At 60.4% G+C, this 21,241-nt stretch carries 13 protein-coding genes and 1 other RNA gene; 5 read left to right on the forward strand and 9 right to left on the reverse strand.

Going from position 1 to position 21,241, the window contains the following annotated elements; translation table 11 throughout:
* Window positions 1-64: 64 nt before the first annotated feature.
* Entirely contained in the window at window positions 65-610 is a 546-nt protein-coding gene (locus LF252_RS03220) for a hypothetical protein (RefSeq protein WP_226267423.1), read from the reverse strand.
* A 118-nt stretch (window positions 611-728) separates the two neighbouring features.
* On the opposite strand from LF252_RS03220, the gene LF252_RS03225 reads away from it, so the two are divergent.
* Complete coding sequence (locus tag LF252_RS03225) at window positions 729-1,730, forward strand: long-chain-fatty-acid--protein ligase (RefSeq protein ID WP_226267425.1); 1,002 nt, start codon at window positions 729-731, stop codon at window positions 1,728-1,730.
* Window positions 1,731-1,906: 176 nt separating this feature from the next.
* Window positions 1,907-4,219 (forward strand): heavy metal translocating P-type ATPase, encoded by a 2,313-nt coding sequence (locus LF252_RS03230; RefSeq protein WP_317197836.1) that lies wholly within the window; start codon window positions 1,907-1,909, stop codon window positions 4,217-4,219.
* A gap of 26 nt (window positions 4,220-4,245) precedes the next feature.
* On the opposite strand, the gene LF252_RS03235 is transcribed toward LF252_RS03230, so the two are convergent.
* From LF252_RS03235 to rnpB, 4 genes are all read right to left on the reverse strand, one after another.
* A complete protein-coding gene (locus tag LF252_RS03235; RefSeq protein WP_226267427.1) occupies window positions 4,246-4,749 on the reverse strand; it encodes a DUF421 domain-containing protein in 504 nt (167 codons plus the stop codon).
* A gap of 108 nt (window positions 4,750-4,857) precedes the next feature.
* On the reverse strand, window positions 4,858-6,036 hold the full coding sequence (locus LF252_RS03240) for a sigma-54-dependent transcriptional regulator (RefSeq protein ID WP_226267429.1): 1,179 nt from the start codon (window positions 6,034-6,036) through the stop codon (window positions 4,858-4,860).
* Between the two features lie 203 nt (window positions 6,037-6,239).
* Window positions 6,240-8,870 carry a glycoside hydrolase family 5 protein gene (locus LF252_RS03245; protein ID WP_226267431.1) on the reverse strand — a complete coding sequence of 877 codons (2,631 nt, stop codon included), beginning with the start codon at window positions 8,868-8,870 and terminating at the stop codon, window positions 6,240-6,242.
* Between the two features lie 85 nt (window positions 8,871-8,955).
* Window positions 8,956-9,355, reverse strand: an RNA gene (gene rnpB, locus LF252_RS03250) — RNase P RNA component class A.
* 147 nt (window positions 9,356-9,502) lie between these two features.
* Here rnpB and LF252_RS03255 point away from each other — a divergent pair.
* Window positions 9,503-11,269 (forward strand): sensor histidine kinase, encoded by a 1,767-nt coding sequence (locus LF252_RS03255; RefSeq protein WP_226267433.1) that lies wholly within the window; start codon window positions 9,503-9,505, stop codon window positions 11,267-11,269.
* Window positions 11,270-11,288: 19 nt separating this feature from the next.
* Here LF252_RS03255 and LF252_RS03260 read toward each other — a convergent pair whose 3' ends face one another.
* Window positions 11,289-11,927 (reverse strand): response regulator transcription factor, encoded by a 639-nt coding sequence (locus tag LF252_RS03260; RefSeq protein WP_226267444.1) that lies wholly within the window; start codon window positions 11,925-11,927, stop codon window positions 11,289-11,291.
* A 167-nt stretch (window positions 11,928-12,094) separates the two neighbouring features.
* On the opposite strand from LF252_RS03260, the gene LF252_RS03265 reads away from it, so the two are divergent.
* Entirely contained in the window at window positions 12,095-15,358 is a 3,264-nt protein-coding gene (locus LF252_RS03265) for a tail fiber domain-containing protein (RefSeq protein WP_226267461.1), read from the forward strand.
* A 53-nt stretch (window positions 15,359-15,411) separates the two neighbouring features.
* The gene (locus LF252_RS03270) at window positions 15,412-16,818 is read left to right on the forward strand and encodes a hypothetical protein (protein WP_226267462.1); all 1,407 of its coding nucleotides are present in this window, start codon (window positions 15,412-15,414) and stop codon (window positions 16,816-16,818) included.
* An 87-nt stretch (window positions 16,819-16,905) separates the two neighbouring features.
* Here LF252_RS03270 and LF252_RS03275 read toward each other — a convergent pair whose 3' ends face one another.
* The 3 genes from LF252_RS03275 to LF252_RS03285 all read right to left on the reverse strand — a co-directional run bounded on the left by LF252_RS03275 (window position 16,906) and on the right by LF252_RS03285 (window position 21,068).
* Window positions 16,906-18,768: a M1 family metallopeptidase gene (locus LF252_RS03275; RefSeq protein ID WP_226267464.1), complete on the reverse strand. Its 1,863-nt coding sequence runs from the start codon at window positions 18,766-18,768 to the stop codon at window positions 16,906-16,908.
* 135 nt (window positions 18,769-18,903) lie between these two features.
* Entirely contained in the window at window positions 18,904-20,019 is a 1,116-nt protein-coding gene (locus LF252_RS03280; protein ID WP_226267467.1) for a Smr/MutS family protein, read from the reverse strand.
* A 98-nt stretch (window positions 20,020-20,117) separates the two neighbouring features.
* Window positions 20,118-21,068: a YfiM family protein gene (locus LF252_RS03285; RefSeq protein WP_226267469.1), complete on the reverse strand. Its 951-nt coding sequence runs from the start codon at window positions 21,066-21,068 to the stop codon at window positions 20,118-20,120.
* Window positions 21,069-21,241: the final 173 nt, after the last annotated feature.

A 21,241-nucleotide genomic window follows, 5' to 3' on the forward strand; every position in this document is an offset into this window, starting at 1 on the left:
CGCCCGCACCCTTGCGGTACGGAGAAGCGGCCGGCGGATTAGTATAGCACTCTTTACGGCGCGGCTACGGCTGAATAGTTATTGCGGAGGTTACTACCTCGTTGCTCTCGTGCAGCGCCCGGTCTTTGATTTTTACCTTGAAGCGCAGCACCGTGCCGGCTTGAATGTAGGGTGGCGACTGAAATAGGTTGATATTATAGTCCAGGTCGCCTTTGAGCGGGGCTTTCCGGTCGCCCTGCTCGGCGGGGCGCAGGTACGGGTACTGCCCGCTGTAACCGGGGAACTGGGGCGTAAAGTTGAAATCGACGAACTGGTTGTTACTGTTCCGCAGCTGCAGCGTGCACACGTAGTTGTAGCTGTTGGGATTGGTTGACTGGTTGGGGTCAATTTCGTTGGTGCGGATGCCCAAGTCCCCGTCTCCATCTTTGTACCCGATGGTGATGACAAGCTTGTCGTACGTGCCGGTGTTATCGTTGATGCGCTGCTGCGTGATGCGCTTGAACTCGATTTCCGGCGTTTCCGGGTATTCAGGCGGGCTAATGCAGGAGGATGCGGCCAAGCCAGCAACTACCAGCAACGAGGCATTACGAAGCGTATGAGGTATAAACATACAGTGCCAGAAAAATCAGCTGGGCTACAACAGCCTCAACAGCCGGGAAGGTACAACATCTGAACGAACGAAGTGCGGGCCGCATTGTTCTCCTTTCCGCTAACCTTTACCGCCCCGAATGAGTTTCCGTCACCACTTTCTGCAGCAACTGCCCACGCTCACCCCCAACACGGCTCCGGCCGCGGCGCTGGCGCTGTTCCGGTACCAAGCGCAACATTGCGCGCCATACGCCGCTTACTTAGGAGCGCTGGGCTGCCAGCCTGAGCAGGTGCAGCAGCTCGCGGATATTCCGTTTCTGCCCATTGAGTTCTTTAAAACCCAGGACGTGCGTACCGACGCGGCCGAGTGGAGCCCGCAGGAAACCTTCCTGAGCAGTGGCACCACCCGTCAGAGCCGTAGTCAGCATTTCGTGCGCGACCCGCAGCTGTACCGCCAGCACGCGGCCCGCATTTTTGAGCAGTTTTACGGTCCGCTTACGGGCTGGACGGTGCTGGCCCTGCTGCCCTCGTACTTGGAGCAGGGAAACTCTTCCCTGGTGGCCATGGTGGAGCATTTTGCCGAAGTTTCGGGGCAGCGGCAGCCGGCATTTTTCCTGCACGACCACGCGGCCCTGCTGGCGGCACTGGTCGAGGCCAGGCAGCAGCCCGGCCGCCGGGTGCTGCTGATTGGGGTGAGCTACGCCCTGCTGGATTTTGCAGCCGCCTACGCCGGCCGACCCGAGCTGCAGGACCTCACGGTGCTGGAAACCGGGGGGATGAAGGGCCGGCGCCGCGAGATGATTCGGGAGGAGCTGCACCAGGAGTTGCAGCAGGCGTTTGGGCCGGCCGGCATCCACTCCGAGTACGGCATGACGGAGCTGTTAGGCCAGGCCTACAGCTTCGGCGACGGTCGGTTTCATGCGCCACCCCAGCTGCGGGTGCTGCTGCGTGACCCTTCTGACCCATTCTCCGTGTCGGAAAACCGGGCGGCCGGGGCCCTCAACGTCATCGACCTAGCCAACGTGGACAGCTGCGCCTTTATCGAAACCAAAGACCTGGCCCGCATGCATCCCGATGGTTCTTTTGAAGTGCTGGGCCGCTTGGATAACTCCGATGTGCGCGGCTGCAACCAGATGGTGTAATTGCCAGAAAGAATACTAAAGCTTCGGGAGGCGCGGGCCGAAGCAGTTCTGTAAAACAGCTACCTGCGGCGTGAATATTGTACCCGCAGCTCACGAATTCTGCACATCCGGTGGCGGGCGTTGGTGGTTATATAGAGGTTAGATTCTTTCTGATGTCATCAGCCGATTGTATTTCAATGAACTCCCCTGATTCTTCCCCCTCTTTCACGCCTGTGCCGGAGCCAGCCCCGGCTATGCGTACCGAGGTGCTTACCATTGAGGGCATGACGTGCGCCTCCTGCGCCAACTTTGTGGAGCGGGCCCTCAGCCGCACGCCCGGCGTGCAGCGGGCCACCGTTAACCTGGCCTCTGAAAAAGCCACGGTGGAGTACACGCCTGCTCAAATTGATCGGGCTGGGTTGAAAACCGCCGTAGAGCAGGCTGGCTACAGTGTGTATGAGCCAGTGGCTCCGCCCGCTGCCACTGCGCCTCTGGCCGCTGATACCGAATTAGAGCAGCGCAAAGCCGAAGCCTATACCCACCTGAAGCGGCGGTTTTGGGTGGCTGCGGCGCTGGCGGCCATTATTATGCCGCTGAGTATGCTGATGCTGTGGCCCAGCCTGATGAGCCGCATTTCAACCCCGTTGCTCAACTACGCGCTGCTGCTGCTCACATTGCCTGTGCTGCTGTACAGCGGGCGGGAGTTTTATGTGGCCGCCTGGAACGGCCTGCGCCACCGCACCGCCAGCATGGATACGCTTATTGCGGTGGGTACGGGCTCAGCTTTCCTCTACAGTCTGGCGGCCACTGTAGCGCCGCATTTCTTTATGCGCCAGGGGCTGATGCCGGAAGTGTACTACGATACCACCGCCACCATCATTGCCCTGATTTTGCTGGGCAAGCTGCTGGAAAGTCGGGCTAAACAGCAAACCTCGGCCGCCATCAAAGCCCTGATGAACCTGCAGGCCAAAACGGCCCGGGTAGTGCGGGGCGGGCAGGAGGTAGATGTGCCGCTGGACCAGGTACAGGTAGGCGACGAGGTGCTGGTGCGGCCCGGTGAGAAAGTGGCCACCGATGGCATCATCCTCACTGGGCATTCCAGCCTGGACGAAGCCATGCTGACCGGAGAAAGCCTACCAGTGGAAAAACGGGCTGGCGACGCCGTGTACGGTGCTACTCTCAACAAAACCGGGGCCTTCCGTTTTCGGGTAACTAAAGTAGGCGCTGAGACCATGCTGGCCCAGATTGTGCGGCTGGTAGAAGAAGCCCAGGGTAGCCGCGCGCCCATTCAGCGCCTGGCCGACCGGGTGAGTGCCGTGTTTGTGCCGGTGGTTATTTTGATTGCCATCAGCACGTTTGCACTATGGTTGTTGCTGGGCGAGCCGGGCCAGCGGCTACCGCTGGCGCTAGTCAATTTTGTGGCGGTGCTCATCATTGCCTGTCCCTGCGCGCTGGGGCTGGCTACGCCTACGGCCATTATGGTGGGCACTGGCCGCGGAGCCGAGCAGGGCGTACTAATTCGGAACGCCGAGGCACTGGAAAAGGCCTATCAGGTAAACACAGTGCTGCTGGATAAAACCGGCACCATCACTCAAGGCACTCCCACAGTTACCGACTTTTTGCCCGCCTCAGGGTGGGCACCCGCCGAACTGCTGCCTCTGCTGGCGGCACTGGAGCGGCACAGTGAGCACGCTCTGGCCGAAGCCGTGGTGCGCTACGCTGAGGGTGTTAGTGCCGGGCCAGTGCTGGAGGTAGAAGGTTTTCAAGCCCACGAAGGGCGAGGAGCCAGTGGACAAGTGGCCGGCCGAACAGTACTGATTGGCAACCGCCGGCTGCTGACGGAGCAAGGCGTTGAACTGCCCGGCGAGTTGCAGCAGGCGGCCGACCAACTGCTGGCCCAGGCCCGTACCGTGCTGTACGCCGCCGTTGACGGGCAGCCGGCGGCGCTGCTGGGCGTGGCCGATACCGTGCGTACTACCTCAGCAGCGGCTATCCGGCAGTTGCAGCAGCAGGGCTTGGAAGTGGTAATGATGACCGGTGACAATCCGCAAACGGCCGCCCAGGTTGCCGCCCAGGTGGGCATTACCCGATTTTTTGCCGAAGTGCTACCCGCCGATAAAGCCAGCAAAGTGAAGGAGCTGCAAGCCGAGGGCCGCTTGGTAGCCATGGTTGGCGACGGTATCAACGATGCGCCTGCTTTGGCGCAGGCCAACGTGGGTATAGCCGTTGGCTCCGGTACCGACGTAGCCCTGGAAGCCGCCGACATCACCCTCATGCGCTCCGATTTGCAAGGCGTGGTAACGGCCATCAGCCTCTCACGCCAAACCATGCGCACAATTCGTCAGAACCTGTTTTTTGCGTTTGTGTATAATACACTGGGAATTCCAGTGGCCGCGGGGTTATTGTATCCCTTCACCGGCCTACTACTGTCGCCTATGCTGGCGGCGGGGGCTATGGCGTTAAGCTCGGTGTCAGTGTTGCTGAACTCGTTGCGGCTGCGCAACATGTAGGTACGCAGGCCACCGCAGCGGCGTGGTTATTCCGGCTTTTTAACGGCGGTGATGCTGCCATCGTGTTCCAGCCGTACTTTTTCGAGGGTATGCAGGTCGTCGGTGCCAGCAGCGGCCCGGACGCCGGCCAGCATATCCTGCTCGCTGAGGCTGGCGCGACGCAGCTGCTCATGCTGCACATTCGCCCCCTCAGCCAGCACCGATGCAGAGCCCTTTACCAGCCGATGCAGCGTGGGGGAGAAGTACAGCAGTGCCGCCAATGCCCGGTGTACCAGTACCAGCGCCCCCGCCGCCACAAACGTAATGAGCATGGGCGCATCGGCAATGATAACCCGGCTCAGCAGGGCCCCGAACATGAACTTCACTACCATATCCAGGGCGCTGTTGCCGCGGAAGGTGCGCCGCCCCGAAAGCCGCAATAACCCCAGCGCCACCACGAATACCAGTACTGCCCGGGCACAGGTCTGGCCAATGCTGATGGTATCGGCGGTGGCCTGTAACCCGAATAAGTCAGTGAAAAAGGAATTCATTGGCGACAGGTAAACAGTAAGGCCCCAATACAAGCAAAACCCCGGACGACTCGGCCGTCCGGGGTTTCTGATACGTAAGAAGCGGCTCAATGGCCGGCTCAGCCGCGTTTACTTACCGGCAAAAGCGCGGGCATCGGCTTCCGTAATGGTGTCGTCGCTCATGATTACGAGTCGTTCCACCACGTTGCGCAACTCCCGGATATTGCCGCGCCAGTCGAGGCTTTGCAGGTACTTGAGAGCCGCGGCATCCACTTTCTTAGGTTTGGAACCGTAGTCCTGGGCAATATCTTTCAGGAACTTCTCAATGAGTGCGGGAATATCGTCGCGCCGGTCGTTGAGGGCGGGCACCTGAATGAGAATAACCGACAGACGGTGGTAGAGGTCCTCGCGGAAGTTTTTGTCGGCAATTTCCTGCAGCAGATTCTTGTTGGTAGCCGCCAGCACGCGCACGTTTACCGATATTTCCTTCTCGCCGCCCACGCGGGTAATCTTGTTTTCCTGCAAGGCGCGCAGCACTTTGGCCTGGGCTGAGAGGCTCATATCACCGATTTCGTCCAGGAACAGCGTGCCGCCATCGGCCTGCTCGAACTTGCCGATGCGCTGCTTCACAGCCGAGGTGAATGAGCCTTTTTCGTGCCCGAACAGCTCCGATTCAATCAACTCCGATGGAATGGCGGCGCAGTTTACCTCCACCATCGGGCCGTTGCTGCGGTTGCTGAGCTCGTGCAGCTGCCGGGCCACCATTTCCTTACCCGCGCCGTTGGGGCCCGTGATGAGCACGCGGGCGTCGGTGGGGGCTACTTTCTCAATGGCTTTGCGCACCGCTGAGAGGGCCTCCGAGTCGCCAATCATTTCCGAGTTTTTCGCCAGCTTTTTCTTCAGCGTTTTGTTCTCGGTGCTGAGCTTGGTGGTTTCGGTGGCAAGCTTGCTGTGGTCGAGGGCGTTGCGCACGGTTACCAGCAGGCGGTTCAGGTCTGGTGGCTTCTGCAGAAAATCGTAGGCGCCTTTCTTGGTGGCATCCACAGCCATTTCCACGTTGCCGTGCGCCGATACCATGATGAACGTAGCGCCGGGAGCCAGAATGCGGGCCCGCTCCAGCACTTCAATGCCATCCATCTTGGGCATTTTTACGTCGCAGAGCACCACGTCGTATTTATTCTGGATAAGCATGTCGAGGCCCGAGGGGCCGTCCTCCGCCTGATCAACCTGGTAGCTTTCGTATTCGAGAATCTCCTTCAGCGTGTGCCGAATGGCCTTTTCGTCGTCAATAATCAGAATGCGGGGCATAGAAAGTACAAAAGTGTAAGCCGCGAAAGGTACAAAACGCGCCGCTCAGGTGCAGGGTTATGTGAGGTGGAATGGTGCCTGACAACCGAAGCGCCCGGCTGAGCTTGCCAATGCATCACTACCGCTTCGTTGGATTACTGTTGCGGGAGAGATGCTTCGACAAGCTCAGCAGGACGTTTCTATGGGTTTCGCCCTCAGCCTATTTACCGCAACTCCACCGATTCAATATCCAGGTAAGGCCGCTCGTTGGGGCCGGAGGTGGTGGCGGGTTGCAGTAGTACCTGCAGCACTTCCAGCTGGGCCAGGGGCAGAGCGGCCGGCCCGCTGCTTTGGAAGGTCATCGGCAGGAAGCTGGGGTAGGGGCGGGGTAGCAGGACCTGATTGCCAGGTTGAAATGCCGTCAACGGTACCCGCACTTCCTGTAGTTCGGCCCCAATGGCTACTTCGGCGGAGTAGGCTGCGGCGTCGCGGGTGGTGAATACCAGGCGCACGGGGCCGGCCCCGCCGCCTCGCCGGGCCCGCAGTACCACTTCTCGGAAAGTACCGGCTTCATTGGCCCGCGCTGCCAGACGGTCGCCGAAATAGGTCCGCAGAAAGGCAACCGGGGCCGTTGCATCGAAAAACGGTACGGGGCTGGCTGGGGTAGGTGCCTGAATCAGCCGAAGGGCCAGCTGCCCGTTGCTGGTAGTTACGTAATCCGTCCAGCCCGCGCCGTTCACGCCGCCAGCTTCCACCCGGTTTTGGTCCTGGGCCGCTCGGAATACGGGAAGCGGGGCGCCGGCCGGTACAATGGCCGTTTCCCAGTGGTCCTGCGGGGCATAGTCCCAGTCGCGGGGGCTGCCGGTAAATGCACCGGGGAAGGTGGTGGTCTGGGAGCCGTGCTTCACCACTACCCAGTAGCGCAGCAGGCCGGGATACAACAGTTCAGCCGGCACGGTGGCTTCGGCGGTGGTGAGGGTGGGGCGGCGCATGGGGATGGCGCGCGTTTGTCCGTAGAAATGCTGGGCAATCAGTAGCACCGAATCAGTGGCTTCCATCCCGGCCAGCGTGGCGCGCAGCACAGCCGGTTGCCCGGCTACCACTTGCGCGGCGGCCGTGTGCACTACCTGGGCGGGCAGAGGGGTAGCGGCCGGGGCTACAAACTCGCCCAGCTTGATAGCACCCAGTTGAGTTTGCGCCGTGTAGGCGGCCGTGTTTTTGCCCCGGGCAGCCACCACGTACACACCCGGCCGCAGGGCTACGGTACCGTTGCTGGCCTGGCCCTGAAAGGTATTGCCGTCGTTCAGGCCCCGCACCGTGAAATCAGCGCCCAAACCGGGCAACGCGAGGCGCATGGGCTGAGTGTTCCACACAATGCGGGTGACGGGCTGGCGCAGGGAGGTTTTGGCAAACGGGTCGCGCACCTGAATGGCATCGGGCATTACCTCCAGCCGCCATACGCCGGTAGTCAGCTGGTCGAGGAAGTAGGCCCCGGTGCCTTCATAGGAAACAACCGGGGAAGAGCCCGTGCCAGCCACCCGGCGCAGGGCCGCCGGTTTGCGCGGGGCCGTAGTGGTACTGCTGGTGTAATAAAACTCTTCAGGCGTGTTCAGCTCGCTCAGGCCGTTGCGGTAGCTAACCCGGAAATTGCCAAACGTGGAATCCTGGGGGTATGCACCGAAACGCTGATTGCGCGGCACCTGCCGGAATACCTTGCCCGCAATCAGCAGGCTGATGGCTTTGGCGGGGGTGTAGGCCAGGTTCAGGTAGTGCGTCTGATACTCGGTATTAGCGTAGGCCAACGCCATGGGGTCGTAGGCAAACTGGGTAGCCCACTGGAAGCCAGCCGAGCGGAAGCTGCGGGCCATCATCGGGTACATTACCGGCTGCAGAATATCCGCCGACTCAAACTCGTACACCAGCCGGGGCTTACCGGCAAAGCGTGGGTCCGTAGCGTACGGTATCGGATACTGGTCTACCAGCGGCAGCAGGTTGCCGCGCAATGTGTGGCCGTTCACCAGCGCCGAAGGGTACCACTGAAACGTGAAGCCCTGCACCGGGCTGCTCAAAATAGCGTTGGCCACGGCCGGGCTTTCGGCCAGGTTGTAGAAGATGGGCCTGGTGTAGCCGGTAGCCCGCATGGCGGCCACCATCCGCTGCACAAACTCGCTCACTTCGGCCTCCGGCTGGCGGTAGTGCGGCTCGTTGCACACTTCATAGGCAATGATATCGGGGTCCTCGCGGTTGAGCAGGCCCGTGTATTGGTTGCGGTGGTTGAGGAACTGCCGCAGGTAGTTTTCTTGGGCCCGCACGGCGCGCGGGTTGTTGTAGGCCCGGCCCTTGGGGTAAATGGCCGAGAAGCCCGTCTGCGCCGTGTCGGGTTCGGGGTAGCCGTTGCCCCAGTACGCAATGGGTGTCAGCACGATTTTGATACCCCGCTGCTTGAGCCGCTGCAGCAGGTAATCGAGCAGGCGCAGGTGGTCATTCTGCAGCACGTTGCCCAGCGTATCACTGATTTCCACATCCCACACGTGTACCCGAAAGGCATCCACGCCCAGGCGGGAAAGGTGGTACACATCCTGGTCGATGCCCTGCTCCGGCGTGATGCCCAGGCGGCGGTGGGCCCGGTAGGAGTGGGCAAACGGCGTCGTGTAATTTACCCCGAATAGGGCCACCTCCTGTTTGCTGCCCTGCCAGCGCAGTACGCCTTTAGGGTCTACGTATACATCGGCCGCTTTGGGCGGGGCCTGTTGGGCGGCCAGCGGAAGTGCGCCGGCCAGCAGCAGGAGACAGCCCAAGCCGGCGGCCAGCCAGCGGCAGAATATGGAGGATAGCAGGCGAAGAAAATCAGGCATTATGCAAACGTTTGTGCATGCGAAATAACACTATTCCGCGCACAAAAACGGCCGCTGCACCCGAAGTTGCAGCGGCCGTTTGCTATGGGGTGATGAGTCTGTAAGCCGGGTTTTGTCCGCTCCCGAAGGCGCGGCCCCACCATTTATCTAGGCCCGAACTCGCGCGCGGGCTCCATCAACCTACCCGCTGGCGCCGGACGAGCCGCCCGGTGCCGCCCCCGAAAGGACCGACGTGCCAGCTTATTTGGTCTTTCAACCCCTGAGGTTTACCCAGCCGGCATGGTCGCCCAGCCGCTGGTGCGCTCTTACCGCACCTTTTCACCCTTACCGGCTGCCCGAAGGCAACGTAGGCGGTAGTTTTCTGTGGCACTGGCTGTCCGGCGCAGCTTTACGCCACGCCGTCCTTCCCGTTAGGAAGCAGGGTGCTCTGTGTTGCCCGGACTTTCCTCGTCGCCTTGCAGCGCCGCGGTGGGGCGACCCATCACTGCGGACAAAGGTAGATATTTGGCCGCAAGTACGCAGCATAAGTGGCGCATAGCCTACGCAGGCGGGCATGTATCAGCAGTAGACTACGTACAATCCAGAGTAGTAGAAATTCTAGGCCCGGGAGTCATAAGCGCTTAACTTGCCGTATGAGCCGTTTTGTTCGCATAGCTCCCCTGGTATGTACCGTGCTGTTGCTCTGCACTGATCTGGCGGTGGCCCGGCCACGTATGGCAGTTGATAGCCTGCGGCAGCTGTGGCGGTGGCCATTTCAGCAGCAGATGCGCTTGGCCGGTGCCAGTATAACGCCTGCTACCGCGCCCGTGGTTACTGGGCTGCTGCGGCGCCCCGATATTCCACGGCGTGTACAGGCAGAGCTTCGCGCCAACCTGGCGGGCTATTATCTGCACGAGAATCAACCTAGCCTGGCCATTATGCAGATGCTGCAAACCCGGCGTATGGCTCTGGAAGACCATGATTCGTTGCGAGCGGCTGTGGCTTGTGAGTGGCTGTGCTACTCATATTACTTGCTTAAGCAACCCCAGCCGGGTATTGCTTATGGCCGAGAGGCTCTGCAATTGGTGCCCCGGTATACCCCAGCTGGTTATCGGGAGTTAGGAAGTATATACGCTAACCTGGCATCCTGCGCACTTATCGCGCCCGATTACAAGTTGGCCGCCTATTGCGACCGGCAAGGGCTGCAGTTGGCCCGCGCCGACCATGATACGGCTAACATTGCGGTTGAGCTGAATAACTTAGCCGCCATTGCCTATAAGCAGCGGCAGTTGCCGCGTATGGCTACACTGCTCGATTCGGCCTATGCCGCCTACCCACCGCCGCGCTATGTGGGGGTGCAGATTGCCTTGGATAATTTAAAGGGGGCCCTCGCTTACGAGCAGGGACAATACGCGGCGGCAGCCCAACTGCTCCAGACTACGCTGGAAACGAGTCACGCACATCGTCAGATTCATGACGAGATGAGCGTGTTAGAAACGCTGGTACCTACGCTTGAGAAATTAGGCCGCTACCGTGAGGCCTTGCAGCACCAGCGGCGCTACGCCGTGCTGCAGGACAGCCTGTTTGAAGAATCAAGTGCCCGGCACGCACGGGAGCTGCAAACTCTGTATCAGACTCAGCAAAAGGAGCAGCAGTTGGCCCAGCAGCGCCAGCGCATAGCCAACCTGCAAGTTGGCACCCGCCTGCGAGAGGCTGAGCTCACGCGCCGTACCACACTGTTTCTAGCGGCTCTGGTAGGTGCGGGCATTATGTTGGTGCTGGTACTAGTGCGGCAACGGGCCCGGCATTTGCTGGAAAGTGCCGCCGCCGCCCTGCGCATGCGTAACCGCATTGCCGCCGACCTACACGATGAAGTGGGCACTTTACTTACTCGTGTGAACCTGCAGGCCGAATTACTGCGCCAGAACAAGCCTGACCCAGCTCTTGACCGTTTGCTGTCCAACAGCCGGGCTGCTGCCAGCACGATGCGCGACATCGTATGGAGCATCGATGCTCAGGCCGATACGGTGGGTGCCCTGCTGGACCGTATGCGCGACCATCTTGACCAGACTGCGGCGGCCGCTGGCCTGGAAACTGAACTAATCACGCACGGACTATCCGACCAGGAAGCACTTTCCCCTGAGTTGCGGCAGCACCTGTACTTAGTCTTCAAAGAAGCGGTTACCAATGCCGTGCGACATGCCCAGCACGCAACCATGCTACGGGTGGTCCTTACCCGCCAGCAAGGACATCTGCTGCTTACCATTGATGATGACGGACGAAGCAGCGGTACTGCGGCCCGTAGTGGTATGGGGCTGCGCAATATGCAGCAACGAGCTGCTGCTTTACGCGGTACGCTGCTAGCGGCGCCACATGAGCAGGGTGGTTTTGGAGTGCGTCTGCTCGTACCGGCTCATTAAATGCGCTACGTTGGTAGCGCTACAACTGCCCGCGTGCGTGCCGGCTCACTAACTCGGTACGGCCCGTTACCTGTAGCTTTTTGTACACACGCTTCACGTAGGTGCGTACCGTTTCAACGGACAGGCCGAGGCGTGCCGCCACTTGCTTGTCACCTAATCCATCCACAATAGCCTTAACAACGTCCTGTTCTCGTTCCGAAAGTAAATCAGACTGCACGGAAGGGGAGGGCTTGAAGTGCGCCAGAACCTTACGGGCTACGGCCCGACTCATGGGGGCGCCCCCTCGAAAAACTTCCAGAACGGCGGCTTTCAACTCTTCCAGGGGCGCATTCTTGAGGATATAGCCGCTTGCTCCGGCGCACAGGGCCCGGTAAATACGGTCGGCGTCGTCGAACACCGTTTGCATTACCACGTCGGCTTCGGGTAGGCGCTGCTTGATGAGTGGCAGGGCATCGAGGCCACTTAAGCCGGGCAGGTGCACATCGAGCAGCACTACCTGAGGGAGCTGCCGCACATGGAGCAACTGCTCCAGAAAGTCTTCTACGGAGTCGGCCACAAGCACACAATCAAGCTCCGGCTGTCGGCACAGATAGCCGTGCAGCAGGGCCCGTACTTCGGGGTCATCTTCTACCAGGGCCAATCGAATCGGAAAATTCATACAGGCAAAGGACGGGCTCTGCTGGCCCCCAAGCAACCTTGGCAATACCCCCAAATGCGGTACAATACCCATTAGGAATATCACATGGTCAATAGGAGGTTTGCAGGCCGGAACCTATGGCCGCTATGGCGGCACTGCCAGCTTGCTCTTCTCTACCTAACTTCCTTATGCGAAAAATTTTACGTTACGCCCTGATTCTGTCAGCAGCGTTGGGGCTGCGTACTGCCCAGGCCCAAACGTCGGGCGGAGTGGGCATTGGTACCACTACCCCCGACGCCTCGGCCGTGCTCGATGTGCAGGCTACCAACAAGGGCCTGCTGCCCCCGCGCCTGACTCAGGCTCAGCGGGACGCCATTCCGAGCCCGGCGAAGGGCCTTACCATCTATAATCTGGATGCGGGTAAGCTCAATACTTGGAACGGCTTTTTCTGGAGCGAACCGGTGCAGGGCCTGTCGGCCAGCGCCAGCGGCCCGCAGGCTGTGTCATTCAACTTCACCGGTGCCACCCAAACCTGGACCGTACCCCCCAACGTGACCAGCGTGCAGGTGGATATGGCCGGTGCCCGGGGCCGCACTATTGATAACTGTAGCAACTGCTACCGGGGTGGCCGGGGTGGCCGCGTTCAGGCCACGCTGACCGTGACGCCGGGCCAGGTGCTGACTATTGAAGTCGGTGGCGACCGGGGCTATAATCCTAGTACACTTTATCAGGATGGGGGCTACAACGGCGGCGGGCGTGGTAGCGAGCCGGGCGGCGGCGCTACCGATATCCGCATTGGGGGCACGGCCCTCTCCAACCGGGTGCTGGTGGCCGGCGGCGGTGGCGGCTCGGGCTACTACGCCCGGGGCGGCCCCGGCGGGGGCCTTACCGGTGGCGACGGGCTGGTGCCGACGGGGAGCAACCCAACGGGGACGCCCGGCACCGGCGGCAGCCAATCGGCCGGTGGCACCACGGGCGGCACACCGCAGCAGTACTGCTACTGCGGCACGAGTCCGGCTGGTCTGGGTGTGGGCGGTAGCCTGACTGGCGGCACCAGTTGGGGCGCCGCGGGCGGCGGCGGCGGCTACTACGGCGGCGGCATGAGCCACGGCAACGCCGGCGCCGGCGGCGGCTCGTCGTACACCGACCCCGTGCTGGCTACCAACGTCATTCACACTCAAGGCTACCAGAACGGGGCCGGCTACGTCCGCCTTAACTTCAGCTTCCAGCCCGAAGCTCCCGTTATCAGCCTCAATAACGCCACTACTTCGCAGGCAGCCGGCGCGGTTATCTACAGTGATGGCTCGAAGCTGGCCGGCAATACCGCTCAGCTGTACTGGGACAACAGCAGCACTCGTTTGGGGCTTGGTACTAGCAGCCCACAAGCCAAGCTGCATATAGCCGGTGATGCCCGCATCGGCAGCTTGGCCGGTACGGGTGCCCGCATGGTCACCACGGATGCTAACGGAACTCTCGGAACGCAGCCCCTGCCTACCGACGCGCAGACGCTGACGCTGAGCGGGCAACAGCTGAGCATCAGTGGGGGCAATGTGGTGACGCTGCCCAACGGGGCCGACAATTTGGGTAACCACACGGCCACCCAAAACCTAAACCTGGGTGCCAACCAACTGGTAGGCAACGGCAGCAACCAAGGTTTGAGTATCAGCAGTATCGGTGGCCTACTGGTGCCGGGCGGTGTAATTCAGCGCGGCGGCGCGGCAATTACGGCTACTACCGACCTGGGCCTGTACTCGCGGCTGAATGGCAACTACATGCGCTTAGTGACCAATAACGCCCCCATCCGCTTCTACTCCGACGATGACGCGGGTACCACGCCTAACGTGAGTATTGAAGCCAACGGCTCGGTGGGCATCGGCACCGGTAACAACACGCCTACTAACCGCCTCGACGTACAAACCACCGCTGGCCGTTCCGGCACTCACGCTTCGGGCCGGCCGCTATACGTGACTGGCGACTTCGACCAGGCCGCCGGCGGCTCGGAATTTCGCCACTTCAATGGCACGCAGGGCATCGGTATTGGTTACAACTCGCTGTATGCAGCCGGCTCCAATACTGACCAGCATGTGAACCTGATGCCCAAGGGCACGGGCGGAGTAGGCATTGGCACCACGGCACCGACTGCCTTGCTCGATGTAAATGGTAATCAGCTGGTGCGCGGCAGCCTGAGCTTTGGTGCCGGCACCCGGCAGATGGTGAATCTCTACAATGCAGACTACGGCATTGGGGTGCAGGGCGGCACGCAGTACTTCCGCACTGGTGAGGCCTTTGCCTGGTACACCGGCGGGGGGCATAATGATACTCAGTTTGATGCCGGCGGCGGAACTCAGCAGATGGTGCTCAAAAATGGGCGTTTGGGCATTGGCTCGGGTTTTAGCAACGCAGCATTGCCGAATGCCCCTTTAGAAATTCGCCAGAATGCTCCCTACATGGTGCTGCACTCGCCCAACAACTCTTGGATGCATATGGGCCTGGATGCGGCTGATAGCTTCAAATTCAAGATTGGGGATGGCGCAGCCTTTAGCGGCAATACCAGTGGGCCTAACTGGATTACTATCAGCGGTACCAACGTAGGAATTGGCACTACTGCCCCGGCGTATCCGCTTGATGTGCAGCGCTCAGTAACGCCTAACAACTTTAACTATGGCTACCTCAATGGTGGCGGCTCTACTGGCTATGCTACCAATAATACCGGCCCCGTGAGCATTCGGGCCACTGGCCGGGTGCTGGCCACCGAGTTTAACGCTACTTCCGACCGTCGTTTAAAAACCATTATTGGGTTGAGCAATGCTACTGAAGATCTGGCCCTGCTCGGTAAGCTGCGCATCACTGACTACACCATGAAGGACCGTGTGCAGTATGGGCAGCGCCACTTCAAAAAGGTTATTGCCCAAGAGGTAGAGCAAGTGTTTCCGCAGGCTGTTAACCAGCACACCGGCTTCCTGCCCGACATCTATGTGCAAGCCGCCAAAGCCGAAATCCAGGCCGATTCACTACTTACACTCACGCTGCCGGCTATGCCTGGTACGCCTGCTACACTTGGACAGCGCGTAAAGCTCATCACCAAAAACGGTGAACTAACCGGCACTGTAACATCTGCCCGCGGGACCATGCTGGTCGTGCGCGGTGCGCGGCAACTGGCTGGGCAAGATGTCTTCGTGTACGGTCTGGAGCACTCCGATGTACGCACCGTGGACTACGAAGCACTATCTATGCTGAATGTGTCGGCTACCCAGGAGCTAGCTCGAAAAGTGGCGTTGCTGGAGCAGCAGAATGCCGCGCTGCAACAACAGCTCCAGAGCCAGCAAGGCCGCCTCAATCAGCAGCAGGCCACGCTAGAGACCCTGCAAACGGAGGCCACCCGCACGGCCGACCTGTCGCAACGGCTTCAGACCCTGGAAAACCTGTTGGGTGCTAAAGCATCGGTGAAGTAATGTACAGGCCGTTTTGTAATTCCTTAGCCGCAGCCCTGGTACTAGCCGGGGCTGTGGCCCGTGCCCAGGATATGACCAATACCGGTACCCAGTTGATGGTAGAGCCTGGCGTGGTACTAATGGTGCCCGGCTCCCTGACTAACCAAGTGGGAGCTACCCTGACCACCGGCGGTACTGTGCAGGTGGGCGGCAACCTTATCAATGCCGGTACACTGGTGCCCGTCAGTGGCACAGTGGTGCTAACGGGTTCGGCCGACCAAACCTTATCAGTGGGTGGGGCCAGTCTGGGCCGGGTAGAGGTGCGCAATACGGGCCCCGCCGGCCAAAACCGTATCCTGCTGGCTTCCGACCTGACCGTGCTACAGCAATTAACGCTGGTAAGCGGCCTGCCACGTACTACAGCCACGGCAACACTGTATCTGCCCGATGGGGCAGTGCTAACCGGCGAAACCGCTGGCCGGTATGTACAGGGCAATGTGTTGGTCACTCGTGCGGCTGTGCAGGGTAGTGCCGCAGTAGATTTTGGCCTCGGAGCTCAGGTAAATCCTAACGGGAGCGGCCTGGGGACAGTGCGCATCCTGCGGACTGCTGGCCTGCAGCAAGCCAACGTAAGCTTTGGCCAAAACCCCGCCAACGCCAACCAGCGCAGCATCGACCGAATCTGGCGCGTAACGGCGGACCAGGAGCCTACAGTCCCGGTCACCCTCACGCTGTCCTGGCTGCCCGACGATGACAATGGGCTAACGGATTTTGCGCAGGCGCACGTGTGGCGCTTGCCCGATAACCAGACTGCGTGGCAGCCGGTTGGTACGCGCACCGATGCCTCAGCCCGCAGCATTACGGTCAATACACCGGCGTTGTCGCGCTTCACGGTGAGCAACGCTCAGAACCCGCTGCCCATGCAGCTGGTCAGCTTTACGGCTCAGCGGGTAGGAGCCGATGCGGTGCTGCGCTGGACGACGGCTCAGGAACTCAATAATGCGTGGTTTGAGGTAGAAGGTAGTGCCGATGGCCGTACCTTTCAGCTGCTGGGCCGGGTAGCGGGCCATGGTACCACTACCCAGCGCCATGAGTATCAGTTGACGGACTTGAATCTGGCACGCTACCAGGTGCCACTGGTGTACTACCGGCTGCGGCAGATAGACCAGAACGGGGCGGTGGCCATTTCGCCGGTGCAAACCGTATCGGTGCCCAGCCAAGCCCAGCTACTAACCATGCAGGTGTATCCATCACCCTTCTCAATCCAGGCCACTGTGCTGATACAGGCTGCTGAATCTGGACCTGCTTCCTTACACGTGGTGGACGCCGTAGGCCGCACGGTTTGGCAGCAGACGCTTGTTCTGACGAAAGGCAATAGCCAGCTACAGCTGCCGCAGGTTGCGACCTGGCCGGTAGGAACCTACGTGTTCGGCGTTCGGCAAGGCCGGCAGTTCGGCACTGTCAAGGTGGTGCGCGAATAAATTCTATTGCCAGAGTCAGGTCATATAAACGAACAGCCCCGCCTATTCAGAATATGGGCGGGGCTGTTCGTTTATACTGAAGCAGACTTACTGTGCTTCCCACACATTATCCTTGGGGTAGCTGTCGGGCACTAGGGTGGCACCTAGCCGTACTACTTTTACCGCCTTGGTGGTGGCAAGAGGCACAGTTACGGTCTTTGCGCCTTGCTCCCATACGCCAATGGTGCGGTGCAGCTTCTCGGTGGTGTTGTCCTGGTACACTACTGTTAGGTCCACGGGCACGGGCTTAGTCCCTTTGGAATCCACTACTACATCATAACCGGTGGCGGTTTTCTGCACCTTTTGAATAGCCAGGTCGGGGTAGCCGCCGTCGAAGAACCAGCGTTGCCAGAACCAGTTGAGGTTGCGGCCGGCCCCGGCGTTCATCGAGTTGAAGAAGTCGTAGGGCATGGGGTGCTTACCGTTCCACTGGCGGATGTAGGTGTGCAGGGTCTTGGTGAACAGCTCATCGCCCAGCAGGTCCTTCACGTACAGGTAGCCCAGGCCTGGTTTGGGGTAGGAGTTGAGGAAGAAGGCAGTACCGGTTTGCTGGGTGCTGAGTGTGGTGATGGGCACATCTACCTCGGTAGCGGCGGCGGCGGCGTAGGGAGCAATGCCGTAGTCGTCGTCTAGCTTGGGGTCAATTTCTTTGGAAATCAGCCACTCGCCAATGGTGGCCCAGCCCTCATCCATCCAGCCGTACTTGGTCTCGTTGATGCCCATATAGAACGGGAACATCGTGTGGAAGATTTCGTGGTCGGTGAGGGTAATGGCGTCCTCGCGGGTGCTGGTGGGGTTGTCGTTCACCATCATCGGGTACTCCATCTGGTCCAGCCCATCGAAGATGGTTTCGTGGGCGTAGGGGAAGGGCCATTTGGGGAAGGTGTAGCTCATGGCTTCCACCGTCTTGCGGGCGAAGTGTATCACTTCCTCGTAATCCTTGTGGGCGGGGTTGTACACGGCATCCACGCGGGTGCGGCGCTTGGTAGCGGGGTCCACCACCAGGCTGCTGGCCTGCCACACGTAATGGTCGGAGGTGGCAAACACGAAGTCCGTCACGTTCTTGGCCTCGAAGTGCCAGGTGTTTTGGGCAGCCGGGGCGGTGAAGTCCTTGGCCTTAAGGTCGGCGGCGGAAATGATGGAGGTGATGCCGTCCTTGGTTTCGGCTTCGCGCAGGCGCTGGGCGTACTTCTTGCCCAGTGCCTGGTCAGCGTTGGTCAGGTCGCCGGTAGCCCACACCACAAAGTTGCGGGGCACGGTAATATCGGCGGAGAAGTTGGCGAAGTCGTTGTAGAACTCCTGGCTGCCGATGTAGGGGTTGCGGTTCCAGCCGTCAATGTCGTCATACACCGCCACGCGGGGGAAGAAGTAGGCCACAAAATCAGCACCCGGCTCCACTTCCCCGGTACGGGTGTGCGAGCCTTTGTTGAGGGTGTAGCTGTAGGTAACCGAAATTTGCGCGGTTTGCCGGGACCCAATAGCCCGGCGCACTGGTACCGTCAGGTTCGTAAAATCGGCCCGTAATTTATCCGCATCTACGGCCTGACCATTGATAGTCAGTTTTTCAATCTTCATGCCTTCGCCCTCATCCTCGGCCTTGATGCCGCTGGCCCGCGGAGCCCCTTTCTGGTAGTAGTTCGGGTAGAGCTTAAACCACAGCTGCCGCAGGGAGTCGGGGCTTTGGTTGTGATAAGCAATATCCACGGTGCCCATTACGCGGCGCGTGCCAGGATCAAAGTTGACCTTGAGCTTGTAGTCAGCAGAGTTCTGCCAATAGTTAGGGCCGGGCTGCCCGCTCTCGGCGCGGGTGCCTTTAGCGTACGTAGCCTGCAGGTTGCGCGGCACGGGGAGTTGCTGGGCCGTTAGGGAAAAGGGGAGGAGAGAAGCGGCGAGAAGCGCGGGAAATTTCATGCGGTAGAACTGATTTCAGGGGCTAAAGTAGCTTGTTAGAACTGGGGGGCTGCGTCATTATTCAACAAAACGGCCTGTCGTTCTGCATAAAGCAGAAGGTGACAGGCCGTTTTATGTATTGGCTTGATTATTTCGCTACTTCAGTCGTACCAGCGTAGCGCCGTAGCCGAATTTCTCCTTGCGCGAATCCTCGAAGAACTTGATGTCCCGGTTGCGGCTGAGCAGCTTGTGCAGCTCCTTGCGCAGGGTGCCGTTGCCGGAACCGTGGATGAAGATAATTTCGTGCATGTTGGTAGCCAAAGCGCGGCTGAGAGTATCCTCGAAGGCTTCGAGCTGGAGCTTGAGGATGGCCGTGTTGCTCAGGCCCTCGGCGCCTTCCGGCATCAGGGCTTCCAAGTGCAGATCTACCTCGTGGGGCGGAGCCACAATGGCTTTGGCGGGCTCGGGCGTGGGGACCACGGCGGCGGGCTTAGCAGGCGCGTTGCCGCTGAGCTGGGCTTTCAGCGTCTCAGCCAGCTTCTCGGGGGCAATGGCTACCGGGGCGGCGGGCTTCTCATCCAACTGAAACAGGTAGGCCTCGCGCTGCAGTACCGGCACGTTGGGCTGGCGGCTGGTGTAGAAGCTGGCGGCCTTAAACTGCAGACGTTTGGTGAGCAGCTCGTACGCCTCCGTGCCATTGAACTGGAAGGGCAACAGTTGCACTACCGCCGCCGGCCACTGATCAAAATCCTTGAGGTGCCAGTGGCCCAAGGCCGGGCTGGCCGTTTTGGCAGCCAGCTTTTCGCCTTTCAACGCCCGGTACTTGCCCTGGCGCTCCTCCCCGAAGGTATACAGCACGTCCCGGTCGGTGTGGTTGACCAGGTGCAGGGCCAGCAGCTCCGGCGACTGGTGCGTGAGGGCCAGGTACAAGCCTTTCTGCACGGGTGGCGCTACGGTTTTGTCGGCTTTCACCGGGGCGGGGCCTTCAGTTTTGACCGGGGCGGGGCTGGGTGCGAGCTTGCCCGAGGCTTTAGCGGCGCGGGCGGCGTGGGCCGCGCCGGTGGCGGCGGCCTTTTTCTCGGAGGCCAGCGCAGCGGCACTCTGCCCGAAGGCTTTCGTTTCTTCGGCGGCCACCACTACTACTTCGCGGCGCAGTACCGGAATGGTAAAGTCGTTATCAATGGCAACTTCCACCAACTCGTCGCTGAGCAGACGGGTTACAATACCTTCTTCGCGCCCGGTAAGCAGGCGTACACGGTCTCCAACGTTCATATCAACTAACTAAAAAATGCGGGTGGAAAGGAAAGCAAAGGTAGCGGGCAAATTCAGGCCGCGTTGAAAAGGCTGTACGTGGTTTGCTGGCGGCTGGATTAGTAATACAATCCGTGCGCCACCAAGCCGCGCCGGGCGTTCCATTCCAGGGCCGGGGCGGGCAGGTGGAAGATGCTGGCCACGTAGAATACCCGTTTTAGCAGCTTGCTGCGGGTCGGAATGTGGCGCAAGTCCACGTCGAGGCTGAGGTAGTATTGCCGGTAGGGGCGTAGGCCCAGGGCGGCGTTGGTACCGTCGTCGTTGTACACCATTTGCTGGGCCCCGTAGCCTACCGCGGGTTGCAGCCACCGAGGCCAGCGTGAGGTGCTTGGCAGCCAAGCACCCACGTCGGCGCAGAGCCAGTAGGTTTGGCCGTTATAGTCCTTGAGATGTTTCTCAGCCAAGCTGCGGCCCAGCACGTTGGGGCGTAGGGCGGAGTAGCGGGTAGTGTGGAAGGAGTATTTAGGCATGATGCGCACCTCGTTCCAGGCCAGCTGCTGTCCAATTAGGCCGGCCGAGCCCAGAAAGTTGGCGGCCAAGTCGGTGGCCGATGCCCCGTATTCCGGGTCCCGGCCATCGAGCAACTCGATGGGGCTCTGGAGCAGAAACCCCACGAAGCCCCCGTACCACGTGGCGCGCCGGTCGGGCACGCCGGCCCAGCGTAGCATATCCACCGCGCCCCGGCTTTCGTGGAAAGCCCCCCAGAAGTGGCCGGCCTTGTCCATCTGCTTCCACTCGGGTAAATCGTTGAACCAGTGGAAGCGCGTCCGCTCGCCCGTGTACCAGCCCTTGCTGAGCAGATACATGCTGGCTGAGTACGACACCGCCAAGCCCCCCGCCAGGATGGGCAGCCGCTGGTTGAGGCGGGAAATGGACTGCGGCGGCAGTGTGTCGGGGTGGGCAAGAATAGGGGCTACGGGTTGCCGCACAGTGGCTAAGGCCACGGTTGGGGCCTGGGCCTGCACCGTTAGCGCGGCCAGTAGCGCGACTCCTAAAAAGCAAGTTCGCAACCCGGGTTGCCGTGCGGAAAAATTGGGGGCAGACGACACTATCATGCGGGTAGCTCAATGAAATTAAAAAGCGCTTAAATCTACAAGAAAAGCCGCTATTGACTTGGCAGTACGTGAGTACTTACCGTATCTTTAATGCCCTCTTGCGCCATTGAGTCTGCTGATGCTTTTGA

The sequence above is a fragment of the Hymenobacter pini genome (assembly GCF_020421205.1).
GTDB classification, from domain to species: domain Bacteria; phylum Bacteroidota; class Bacteroidia; order Cytophagales; family Hymenobacteraceae; genus Hymenobacter; species Hymenobacter pini.

Bases quoted from the DNA above. Each gene is read 5' to 3' on its own strand.
- LF252_RS03225 (WP_226267425.1), top strand. From the start codon at position 729: ATGAGTTTCCGTCACCACTTTCTGCAGCAACTGCCCACGCTCACCCCC.
- LF252_RS03280 (WP_226267467.1), bottom strand. From the start codon at position 20,019: ATGAACGTTGGAGACCGTGTACGCCTGCTTACCGGGCGCGAAGAAGGT.
- LF252_RS03255 (WP_226267433.1), top strand. From the start codon at position 9,503: ATGAGCCGTTTTGTTCGCATAGCTCCCCTGGTATGTACCGTGCTGTTG.
- LF252_RS03220 (WP_226267423.1), bottom strand. From the start codon at position 610: ATGTTTATACCTCATACGCTTCGTAATGCCTCGTTGCTGGTAGTTGCT.
- LF252_RS03240 (WP_226267429.1), bottom strand. From the start codon at position 6,036: ATGCCCCGCATTCTGATTATTGACGACGAAAAGGCCATTCGGCACACG.
- LF252_RS03230 (WP_317197836.1), top strand. From the start codon at position 1,907: ATGAACTCCCCTGATTCTTCCCCCTCTTTCACGCCTGTGCCGGAGCCA.
- LF252_RS03235 (WP_226267427.1), bottom strand. From the start codon at position 4,749: ATGAATTCCTTTTTCACTGACTTATTCGGGTTACAGGCCACCGCCGAT.
- LF252_RS03275 (WP_226267464.1), bottom strand. From the start codon at position 18,768: ATGAAATTTCCCGCGCTTCTCGCCGCTTCTCTCCTCCCCTTTTCCCTA.
- LF252_RS03260 (WP_226267444.1), bottom strand. From the start codon at position 11,927: ATGAATTTTCCGATTCGATTGGCCCTGGTAGAAGATGACCCCGAAGTA.
- LF252_RS03245 (WP_226267431.1), bottom strand. From the start codon at position 8,870: ATGCCTGATTTTCTTCGCCTGCTATCCTCCATATTCTGCCGCTGGCTG.
- LF252_RS03265 (WP_226267461.1), top strand. From the start codon at position 12,095: ATGCGAAAAATTTTACGTTACGCCCTGATTCTGTCAGCAGCGTTGGGG.